Raw genomic sequence first — 10,935 nt, forward strand, 5'->3', positions numbered from 1 at the left:
GTCTGTGACCGAGGTCATAATCTTCAATAAATTCTTTATACTCTAAAGAAATTCTTTTGACTATTTAAAATATTACCTTTGTTATTGAAATATATAACGGAGGAGTCATTCAGATTTATTTTATATTCTTATATTACTATTGTAGTTGTTAACTTATTCTACGGGTAAGCAATTGTCATAAATTGTATAAAAACCGTCGCGCAGCTTCTATGAGTTTCTTGTGAAAGAATTCGATATGAATTTTATTATATATAAATGTGAGGAGTCGTCATAATTATGTATAGTTTAAACACGAGATTTTTATTTTATTACTGTTTGACTTTATAATTTATAGCATTACGAATGTCGATCAAGACAGTAAATCAATTAGTCTGCGTGGAGTTGCGCGTATGGACGGGGCGATTAGCATCAGAGACAACAGGACTAGAGGAAGCGCGGCGCGAATAGGCGAAGCGGTTACTTGCGGGCCTGTTGGTATTGTTTACGGCGGCCGGGCCGATTTGGATCACGAGTTTCCGTTTTGCCGCTCAAGTATTCGAAAGTTTCGCCGCGGTGAAGTTATTGCCAGCGCCGGTGTCCTCATCGACATGTTCGCCCGCGTACAGCGCGGAATGGTGAGCGCAAGCACGCCGCTTGCCGATGGACGAGAGTTCATCGTCGAAATCATTCCTAAAGGTGGCTTGATCGGCGAATTGGAGGTGCTGCGCAAGCAGTCTCTCAGCCTGGAATATCGAGCCTCCTCGGACTGCGAACTGCATTATTTCGACGGTCGATTGCTGCGGGACTTGTGTGCGAACGATCCGCAATTTCAGGTGAAGATCCTGTCGAAGGCACTGGCGCGTGTTTCCGAACTCGAGCTGCGGATCATTTCCAACGCCGGATCGAGTCTAAGGCAGAGACTGGCCCGGACGCTGCTGCGTCTTTCTGCCTTGTACAGAATGGATGCGCAGAATAGCGGCGACGAGTTGATCATCTCCCAACATGACCTGGCCGCGACGCTGCCGGCGTCGCGTGAGAAGGTCAACCAATGCCTGCGGCGTTTGCGCGAGAGCAAAGTGGTCGACGGGACACAGGGCAAAATCCGCATTCTCAATCGGAAGGCGCTGGAGGCTTACGCTGAGGGTGTGACGTCCCTCGCTTGAGACGTCGCGGTGATAAAAACAAAAGAGCAGAAAGCCTCAACAGAACCCGCCACCGGCGGGTTCTATGTTTGAATGGCTGTGGGTGTTGATAGTCGGACGAAGCAGGGCTGAAAGACCAAATTGGCGTTTTACCCCCATATCTTAGTGACGTTTTGCCCAAACGGCCGCGCAATTTTGCGCGACATGCTCTAGATTTCGCTCTCGGAAGCATTCCTCCAGTATTTCCACCCTTCACCCTGTATGAGCCCGTGATCGGACAGGTCCTTCCAGCTTCTGTAGGTGCCCGTATCGTCATAGACGAAGTCATCCATGTCCTTGCCCGAGGAGTATACGGTGTATTCCTCCGTATGTTGGGACAGGTGTGCCGCGTCGGCAACCTTGTGCACGAAGGTCGACAGGAACTTGAAATGCAGAAGGGCGCCGGATACGCCGAGCGCTCCGCGCATGTCGCCCAAATTCAGGGAGAGTGGCCAGACCTGGTGCGATGATTTGAGAAACAGACGTTCACCCTGGACATAGACGAGAGGTATCTTGTTAAGCGCGGGGCCGTCCCAGAGCCGGTCGTGGAAATAGACCCTCCCGCGAACGCCGCCCTTGATCCATATTGTCCCGTTGCGTTCGTCGAAATGCGCGACATATCCGGATCGGTCGAAGAGATTGCAGACCTCGAGCGGGTTGCGACCGGGTTCGCAGATGTTTTCAAGAACGGGATGCGGGCTGTACATGTCGATCATGACCGAGCGGAGGGAGTGGCCGCCCATGGAATCGATATAGGCGGTCAATTGATCAATCGGCCGGGTGTCGCAATGGGGATAGACGAGAAATTCATCTGCATCAACATACAGGACCCACTTCTCCCGGCAGTGCCGGTTGATGACTTCGTTGATCCAGTCGTTTCCGAATCTCGCCGCCTTGTAGGACCCATGAGCCGAAAGAAGAGAGACATCGTCGAAGCTGGACAGCAACTCAGCCGTGCCGTCGGTGGAGCCGTTATCGATGCAGATGAAGTGCTCGAAGCCGAGATTACGATAATACTGCAGGAAGAAGGCCAGCCGGTGCCCTTCGTCGCGGATGACGCAGATGACGACGTGGCGCGCCTGCTTGAGCCCGCTGCGCAGCAGGTCATAGCGAACCTGCCGAGCCTTGAGCGACCGGCGCAGGCGGGCTTTCACGTAATGCGAGATACTGGCGGCGGAAGCCCTATAACTCATATTCTGTCCTGAACATTATCCATTCCTGGAATGAATGGATGAATACTTGCGCTTCCGTCTGCAAATCCACGGCTCGACCGGCGACGCTGAGTTCAGTCACGCGGACATTCAGGTCGGACCAACCATACATCATCATACTGCGTAATCGCCAACCAGCAGGCTCTGGACCCGAGGATTGGATCCGTCTTTCTCAATTGCGTGTTCGATGCGTGCCCGTATCGACCTGTATTTATACAGCATCTTACGGTCGAAGCTTATTCCGCGATACAGCGAGTTGTAAATCGGATGTGCTTTGCGCAGGTCGACGTAGACCTGGCTTTCCTTATCGGTCCATGGAAAGAAGGTTCCGTGCCATGGCTTCGGATGCGCCATATAATGGACGATCGACAAGGAGGACATGTTCACCAGATGAAGGAACTGTTTGGGAAAGTTCCAGCGGTTCGATACGAGGATGAGCGCTGAACCGCAGACATAATTCAATGCGCCCTGATCATGTTTGCCCTCGCAGGCCTCGGGATTTTTAGCAAAAAGCTCAAGCGCCTCCTGCCCGATCCAGCCGTTGYGATGGAATTTCAGGACTCCCGCGTTGAAATAGTGGCTGCTGCTTCCAGTATCGAGGAAGTCATGGATCGCCGTATAATCTCGCGCCGCGAAAAACCGGCCCTCTGGAACCGTGGCGCTTTCGAACGCACCGAGATCGCTGACGATCTGGGTATCACCGTCGAGGTAGATGATCTGGGTATAATTGTCAGGCAGGATCTCGCAAAGGACCAGCTTGGCCATCGTGCTGACGCTGATGCGTCCCTGGAAATGCGAACTGTCGAGCTTGCCGAGCGAGTCCTGTAGCGCTTCGGTCGCATCGATCAGTATGACACTGCTCCTTGCAAGCAAGGCTTTCAGCTCTTCGAAATTATCGAGATGTTCCGACAAGAGGACGCAGACATCGGTCGCGGGGCTTGCGAATTTTCGAGCCTGAAGCGCCGAGAGAATAGTCGGAAATGAATACTCGACATCCGTGACGTAGACGACGCACTGATTGTTCATGTCATCACCCTTCCGATTGTCCGCAATACAAATGAATCGGCATTGTCTTTCCAGTCGAGGGAACCGTTGTGAATTGCGCTGACGGGTCTGTCATATGAAGGCCCTGTTCGGTATATATAGCCGGCGTCCAGACCGGTGGAGCTGAATCGGAGTCTGGCTGCCGGCGGCTTTTGTGTGTTTCATTGTTGAGATATTCGCCATGAAGAGTGCCTTGCCTGTCACAGGGCTGTGTTTCGACTTCTTGTTTCGCGGTACGAAGATTGGTGCCGGGACCCTTGTCGGAATGCGGAGGGAAGGGGGATTGTCATGCTGATCACCGCGCTCGTGGCAACCGTGATTTCGATCGCTGCCGGGGCTGCCATCCGGGCTTGGGCTTTCGCAATTTTTGCATTCCTCGTGGCAATCGGCTTCGGCAGCGTGGCTTTTGCCGACGGGTCTTCGGTGACCGTGGGCGCGCTCTCCGGTATCGCCATCCTCGCGCTCATGGAAATCGGATTTCTGGCAGGCGCGTTCCTGTCGGGGCTTTTGCGGCGTAGTGCCAGGCTGCGGGAAAACAATTCCGTCGCAGATAGCGTCGCGACCACCACTGAGCGCCCGCAAGGCTAATGTTGGCATAGAACCTGCAGCATATCCGTGTGCGGATGACCTTGCCGGACCGCATTCGTCCGACCGGCCACTTTTACACGCGATCCTTGAAAGACGCGGCGCGGCCAGCCGAGGTCGACCCAGTGCCGACATGCCGATGGCTTGACGAGATCGCCATCCCGCGCGGTGGCTGAGCTTCACAGCGGGCCTCATCGTGTTGAAAACATCGGCGCTCTCGGCAGAGATGTCGATGTCTCCAGTGGGGTTCGGTTGGCAAGCGATCGGTTTGCGCGCCGTGGTGCGATATTGGTTGCCGCCAGGCAGCCGGCCGCCAGACCCGCCGTCGTGCTGAACAGCAAGCCGAGATCGGTACCGCTTCCCGATATCGCCGCCGAGGCGACCTGCGCGATGGATGCCATAACCGCAGCGTTTCCGATCGCGCGGATCTCCCGATCGCCTGACATATGCCGGCCGGAGGCTCTCACAAGGCTGTACAGGAAGGCGGCGAAGAGAAGAGTGCCGGTCAATCCGACATTGGAGAGCAATGCAGCGATGAAGCTCGAGGCTCGAACCGTGCCGAGCCCGGCGCCGAAGGTGGCTGTATCGACGAATGCGATCAATGCCAGCGTGTTCCAGGCAGTGCGCTCTTCGCCGGATTGCGATTGAAGCTTGTCCGACAAGGTGGTGTTCACCAGGCCGGCGATGGAATCCCACGCATCGGGGACAAGGCTTAGCGCGACGATCCCGCAGGGAATCAAGAATAGCGTGATCACCAGGAGTGTCACGTGCGGGGTCGCGGCCGGGCCGCTGATCAGTCGTTTCAAGCAATACAGCACGAACATGCAGACAACGAAGATGCCGGCGATATAGGCGGTTGTCGACGTGCAAAGGACGATCGTCGGGCCGATGAAAAGCGTTGCAAGTCCGGCCATACGGCTTTGGATGCGCTCCAGCCAGAGCATGAGCGTGAAGGAAAAATAGGCCAATGCGACCGCGCCATAAGTGCTTGCTTCCGGGAACGGACCGACGATGCGTTTGAAGCCGCTGATCGTCTCGGCCGTATGCATCGTATAATTCGCATTTCTGATGACATCGAGCAGGTAGGACTGGTCGGTCAGAAACGTTCCGATATCGATCAGCGCCAGGGCAAAACATACGATCGAGGCCACGATCAACTGCAGTGCGATGAAACGGGCATAGCCGAGCCTGGTAAGCCCCGAGACGACGGCAAAGCAGGCGAGGTCGCCAAGCAGATAGACGGACTGGCTGAGATTGGACGAACCCGGCGACAGGGGAGCGGCCACCGTCGACATCATGCCCGTGGCGTCTCGTGCAGAGGAGTAGACGAGGGTCGCCCCTGCAAAGATGCGGGGCAAAAAGAAAGACGATGCCACGGAAAACAGGATGTAGGCGGCAAACCAGAAACCGGGACCCGGATAGGCGATGCTGGCCAGCATGGCCTGTGTTTGAGCCGGGCGCAGCAGGGCGGCGGCCACGAGAAAAAGCACCAGAAGATGGCTCGGCTGGATGCTGCTGCCGCCGAGCGCGGGCAATTGGAGAGCCGCCGCCGCCCCCAGCAGCGTCGACAGGCAAAGGGTCGCAATCGCAAATCGCGCGCCGTTGACCATGCCGAGCAGGCCAAGCAGCAGAACGATGAAACCGATCGGTTCTATCGACATGCTTCAAATCCCGATCCGGACGGCGAGCGGCGGAGGCATCGGTTTTGCCGAAGACCGGCATCCGCCTTTCGGGGCGATGCTTGAGGCGCAAGCCGCCAGCTGTCGTCGATGGTCACAACCGCCCCCTAATTCGATCCCGTCTGGGATATCCAGCCGGGAGCCGCCTGATTATCGCCTGCCACCTTCGACAGCGGGACGGTCGAGGTTTGCTGCTGCGGCGCGGACTGCAACTGCAGCGGAGGCGACGGCGTCTGAAGGTCCGTATCGATGCCGATTTCGACGACATCATGCGGCCGCAAGGTGGTCGTCTCGTCCGCCTCGATGTTGCGATAAGTCCCGTCTTCGTTGCGACGCACGATCCTGTAGTTCTTTTGTGCTCTGCCAAGACCCGGCGTTTCCGTATTCATCTGAGCGAGCTGCGCGCTGTAGCCAGCCTGCTCGCCCAGAAGCTGGGCCACCTGGATGTCGATCGCCGCCCTGCCGATCGCGAGATTGACCTGGTTCAGCAGCTCCTGGTTTTCACTGTTCTGCCGATTGACGATATTGATCTTCGAACGATCGGCTTCGCTGAGCCCCTGGCGAGCCGTGGTCAGAGCGACTTCGAGATCGATCAGGGTGCCTTGTGCATCCGCGACCCCGCGGTCGACCGAGACCTGACGGGAATTGCTGACCAGGCCCTTGCTCACCAGGCTGTTGACATTATCCAGTTCCTTTTGCGCGAGGTCGATCTGCCGCTTCTGCGAATTGATCTTGGCCTCGAGCGACTGGACCTGCTGGCCGTAGAGACGGGTGAGGTCGCTCGCCGCATCGATCTGGCTTTCGATATCGACACGTCGCAGCCGCATCAGGTTCAATTCCTGCGCCTTCAGCTTGTCTACATCGGGCGTTCCGGCGAGCTCGGCAGGGATCTCGAAACTCTGTTCGCCGGCGATCTCGGCACGCAACCGCGCCTGACGCATCAGAAGATCGCGCCGGTTGAGAATGGCCGTTCGATAGGCTCCGGCAGCCTGGATCCGGTCGCGCTCGAAGACGGTATTCTCCTCGCGCTCCCGAAGGAAGCCGCCGGCGATGCTGACGGCCTTCATGACCGTCATATCGGCTTCAAAAGCATAACGCCCGGGGGTCTGCACTGTCCCGGTTACGAAGATCGGCGCATGCTGGGCAATTTCCACGGCGATGAACGGCTTTCCCGGCAGTTCCGCCTTTTCGGAGAGCGCAGTGGCGATCGCATCGGAAACCTGTTCCGTCGTCTTGCCAATCGCCTGCACCTGTCCGGCGATCGGGATCGCCAGATTGCCGGCATCATCGACTGTATATGTCCCGCCGAGTGCTTCCCAGCTGGCATACCGGGAATCCGAAGATCGCCATTCGACGACGCGCAGTCTCACCTGATCTTCCGGCACGAGGGTATAGTTTTCCGCATGGGCGACGCTCCAGCCGGTCACGCAGGAAAATACCAGCAAGGCAAGAGCGGCGGAGATGAGGCGATCGGACAAGGATGTGCGCTGCATTGTCTGCTATCTCCGTTTCGTTGCGATCGACGGCGAAGGCATCTCGCGCGGCGAGGGATTGCCGAATTCGAGAATGCGGGACGGCGAGGCGCGGCCGACAAGAAGATCGGACAGCGCCAGCAAATTGCCGTTCAAACGTCCCCAGCGGTCGATCAAGCGATCATTGAACAATAGGCCCCGCGTATTCGCCAGGATGTTACGGCCGATCTGCGCAACGGCACGGCCCTTCGACATCGTGCCCTTCCGGATCAGGTAGACAGGATTGGCAACCTGCGAATAGCCGAGTCTTCGGCCGGGCTGGCGCCCGGATCTGACGCCGAGATGCACCCCGCGGGCGCCTTCGACGCGTACGGACCTGCCGTAGCGGGCGATGGACCGGCTGAAATCGACATCCTCGAGCCAGCCGTAGAGCGGCAGTTGTTCATCAAAGGCCAGTGCGTGCTCGAGAATGGGTGAAAGGCGAACCGCCATATTGCATCCGTAGGCGTTATAGACTTCCGTCACCTGCTCGGCTCCTTCGGCCGCAGTTTCAAGAACCAGCAGGGCGTTTGACATGCTGAGGCCGCCGTCGAGGATGCCATCGGCCAGAACTTCACCGGTGGCGATTGCCACGTCGGGGTTTGCCGCAAAGACAGCCGCCATCCGCGACAGGAAGGTCGCGGCGGGAATGAAGTCGTCATCCAGGAAGATCAGAACATCCGTATCGGCCGCCGCCGCCTGGATGATCCTGTTGCGCTGAGAGGTCAGGCCGCGGCTGCCGACGATGACTTCAACATCGAGGCGCTCGGCGAGCCCGGCGGCGTCGTCGATCGTGGGCACGCAGACGATCAGCCGCTCGGGCTGGTCCGGCAGGGTGGTGAGATAATCGATCGTCTCCCGCAGTATCGAGGGGCGGCCTGCCGAGGCGATCCCCACGGCCATTCGCAACGGGCGGTTCGCGCGCTCAGCCATGGCTTCAGCGCGGCAAGGAACAGGCGCCGGCCCGATCCGGCCGTCCTGCCTGGTTGCTTCTGCCGAAGGCGAGGTCATGAGTGCATTCTTTCCGGTGCATGGTTGATGACTGCGCCGAGGATCTCCGCGCCGACATTCCGCAGGGTGTCGATGACGCGCAGGGTGTCGTCGATCGAGGTGCGTCCGTGCGAGGTGACGACGAGGACACCGTCCAGCTCCGGCGCGATCGCATTGGCATCCGGCGAAGCAGAGAATGCGGAAATGTCGATGAATATGGCGTCGAACTCCTTTTTCAKGTCGGCGAAGCTCAACTGCGTGCGGCGGGAACTCAGGCGAATGGCCGGCGTCACTGCTTCGACCTTGCCGAGGGGGAGGAATTTCAGTGTCGAAGTGAGGGGCAATGCCGCCGTCTGGATCAGTTCGCCATTGTCGAGAACATCGACGAGGCCTGTGGAACTATGGGGCGCGATCGATTTGCTGAGTGACGACTTCTGCGCAGCCGCATCGATCAGCAGCGTGTGAGCCCCTGATATCGACGACAGTACTGCAAGTTCACATGCTATGGTCGAGGCTCCGCTGCCCGGATCGACGGCGACGATTCCAATGACGACCCGGCGTTTGCGTCGAAGACCGACAACCGTCGCGCTCAGTTCCGCCATGCCCGGAATAACAGGATAGGCGGCTGTGCTGCTGCCGGTACCGGCGGGGAGGAAACGCGTAGGGAGATGGGTCTTCCTCGATGTCGCCAGCAAAGTGACAAAGGGCAGCCCACTGGCTTCAGCGATCTGATGAGGGCGGATGATCCGGCGATCGCCGACGTGCCTTATCATGGCGAGTGCCAAGCCGACGCCAAGACCGACCGCCGCCGCAAAGGCGATGATGAGCGTGCTGCGCGGTCTGGCTTTCGAGAGAGGCAGCGTGGCCCGCGAGACGATCGTGGCATCGGACACCGGGTAGGTGATGCGCTGCCGGGCTTCCGTCAGCTGGTTCAAGGTATTTTCATAGAGGCTGCGGCGGGCATCCGTTGCGCTCTGCAGCTCCGCAAGCTTGAACTGATCGCGCGGGTTGCTCGTGAAGCTGGCCAGGGCGCTGGCAGCCTCGGCCAGTCCACGCTGCTGCTCGCTTACGAATCTTTCCAGCCATTCGCTATATTGCCGGGAAGCATTGGCCTTCATGGCGATATTCTTCTGGATATATTGCCTGGCGAGCATATCGGCGATGTCGACGGCCCTCTGAGGGGTCGACGCAGCCGCTGAGATCTCGATGATCGTCGAACTCCCGACCCGGCGTATTCCTATCATGTTCAGCAGCGTGGCGATCGCCCTATCCTGGATCCGCTCGTCCTCTGCGTGCGGTTGTGCTTCACGCGGCCCTGTGCCTGCCGCTTCCTGCGATTCCGTATCCGGTTCAGAAGAAATCCCCATCAACCAGTTCTTTGCCCTATCCTGCAGCGAAGGCGTCTGATCGACAAAGTCAGGATCGGTATCGAGACCAAGTGCCCTTACCGTTCCGCCGACGACATCGCTGGATCTGGCAATCTCCAGCTGTCCCTCTATGAACGCGTCTTCCGCGAAAGCCCTCTGTGCTTCAGAGCCGCTCACCTGTGGGACAATCACAAGTTGCGTGCTGGCAACGAAAGTCGGGTCGGCGGTCAGCACGTAGGTCCCGGCCATTGCGAGGAAGGCAAAAGTTGCCGCCAGAACCCACAGCCAGCGCATTCTGAGAAAGAAAAGCATATCCCGCAAGGTCAGCGGGGAGTTCCCGCCGGGAGCCGCGGCAGCCAGAGGTATCGGCGAAACGCCGCTGAAGATCGTGCTGGAGGTCATATCGTCCTAATCCAAAATGGCGAGATCACGGAGTAACCAGGTAGTGGCAGCTTGGAGGGGACGGAGGGAGTAGCATATCTTCCGATTTCGGGCATGATCGGCAGCTCTCCCCTTGCATGCTCAGTACGAGCCACGTTGCGAAAACAGAGCGGGAATGGTCTTGGCAATGATGACGAAGTCCCGGCCGAGCGACCAATTGTCGAGATAGTGAACGTCGAGGGAAACCCGGTACTCGTAACTGACATCGTTGCGCCCGCTGGTCTGCCAGTGACCGGTCWGGCCCGGGCGCACGGCCATGTAGGCCCATACATGCTCGCCGTAGCGCGGCAATTCCTCGGCGGTGATCGGCCGGGGGCCGACAAGGCTCATTTCGCCACGCACGATATTGATCAGTTGCGGAAGCTCGTCGATGCTCGACCGCCGCAGAATCTCGCCGACTGCCGTGATCCTCGGATCGTCCTTCAGCTTGCGTGTCGCTTCCCATTCGCTTCGCGCAATCGGGTTGTTTTGCAGCAATTCGGCAAGCTGAGCACTCGCATCGGTCTTCATCGTGCGAAACTTGAGGCATCCGAACGGTGCTCCGCCGACGCCGATGCGCGTATGGGAATAGAAGACCGGGCCGCGGTCGCTTATCTTCACGATCACCGCGACGATCAACAGAAGCGGGGAAAGCAGGATCAGTGCAATGATCGCGATGAGAAGGTCTATCGCGCGCTTCGACGATCTGCCTGCCGCACGAGGCAGGGACGAATGGAGATCGCCGCCTTTCGCGGACCGTCCGACACGCGACCAGGCCTCGAAACTATGTGCTTCCCATGTCATCAGTGGTCTCCAAAATATTCCGATTAAGAACCATTCAAAGTTTGCTGCGCCGCACTCTTGTTGTCTGTTACCAAGGTCATAATCCTTAATAAATTCTTTATGCTACTAAACGGCATTCGAGAATTCCGACTAGTCCTCGATGGCCTCTTTTCATTGCAAATGCC

Annotated in this window: 9 protein-coding genes; 2 read left to right on the plus strand and 7 right to left on the minus strand. The window is 58.0% G+C overall.

The window, feature by feature from the left end:
- Positions 1-389 precede the first annotated feature (389 nt).
- A complete protein-coding gene (locus AC1D1Z_RS29195; RefSeq protein WP_018446940.1) occupies positions 390-1,142 on the plus strand; it encodes a Crp/Fnr family transcriptional regulator in 753 nt (250 codons plus the stop codon).
- A gap of 188 nt (positions 1,143-1,330) precedes the next feature.
- On the opposite strand, the gene AC1D1Z_RS29200 is transcribed toward AC1D1Z_RS29195, so the two are convergent.
- Positions 1,331-2,353: a glycosyltransferase family 2 protein gene (locus AC1D1Z_RS29200; protein ID WP_018446939.1), complete on the minus strand. Its 1,023-nt coding sequence runs from the start codon at positions 2,351-2,353 to the stop codon at positions 1,331-1,333.
- Between the two features lie 132 nt (positions 2,354-2,485).
- On the minus strand, positions 2,486-3,397 hold the full coding sequence (locus AC1D1Z_RS29205; RefSeq protein ID WP_477852414.1) for a glycosyltransferase family 8 protein: 912 nt from the start codon (positions 3,395-3,397) through the stop codon (positions 2,486-2,488).
- A 306-nt stretch (positions 3,398-3,703) separates the two neighbouring features.
- On the opposite strand from AC1D1Z_RS29205, the gene AC1D1Z_RS29210 reads away from it, so the two are divergent.
- Positions 3,704-4,003, plus strand: coding sequence for a hypothetical protein (locus AC1D1Z_RS29210; RefSeq protein ID WP_018446937.1), 300 nt, complete (start codon positions 3,704-3,706; stop codon positions 4,001-4,003).
- A 188-nt stretch (positions 4,004-4,191) separates the two neighbouring features.
- Here the strand turns inward: AC1D1Z_RS29210 and AC1D1Z_RS29215 are convergent, their stop codons facing one another.
- The 5 genes from AC1D1Z_RS29215 to AC1D1Z_RS29235 form a co-directional block, all read right to left on the minus strand.
- On the minus strand, positions 4,192-5,661 hold the full coding sequence (locus AC1D1Z_RS29215; RefSeq protein ID WP_018446936.1) for a hypothetical protein: 1,470 nt from the start codon (positions 5,659-5,661) through the stop codon (positions 4,192-4,194).
- A gap of 125 nt (positions 5,662-5,786) precedes the next feature.
- Entirely contained in the window at positions 5,787-7,172 is a 1,386-nt protein-coding gene (locus AC1D1Z_RS29220; protein ID WP_018446934.1) for a polysaccharide biosynthesis/export family protein, read from the minus strand.
- A gap of 6 nt (positions 7,173-7,178) precedes the next feature.
- Positions 7,179-8,201: a glycosyltransferase family 2 protein gene (locus tag AC1D1Z_RS29225; RefSeq protein WP_018243364.1), complete on the minus strand. Its 1,023-nt coding sequence runs from the start codon at positions 8,199-8,201 to the stop codon at positions 7,179-7,181.
- Entirely contained in the window at positions 8,198-9,949 is a 1,752-nt protein-coding gene (locus AC1D1Z_RS29230; protein WP_477852417.1) for a GumC family protein, read from the minus strand. The genes AC1D1Z_RS29225 and AC1D1Z_RS29230 overlap by 4 nt, the downstream gene beginning before the upstream one ends.
- 120 nt (positions 9,950-10,069) lie before the next feature.
- Positions 10,070-10,771, minus strand: a complete 702-nt coding sequence (locus AC1D1Z_RS29235) for a sugar transferase (RefSeq protein WP_477852419.1) — start codon at positions 10,769-10,771, stop codon at positions 10,070-10,072.
- Positions 10,772-10,935: the final 164 nt, after the last annotated feature.

This window comes from Rhizobium sp. P1_E1 (assembly GCF_056406015.1).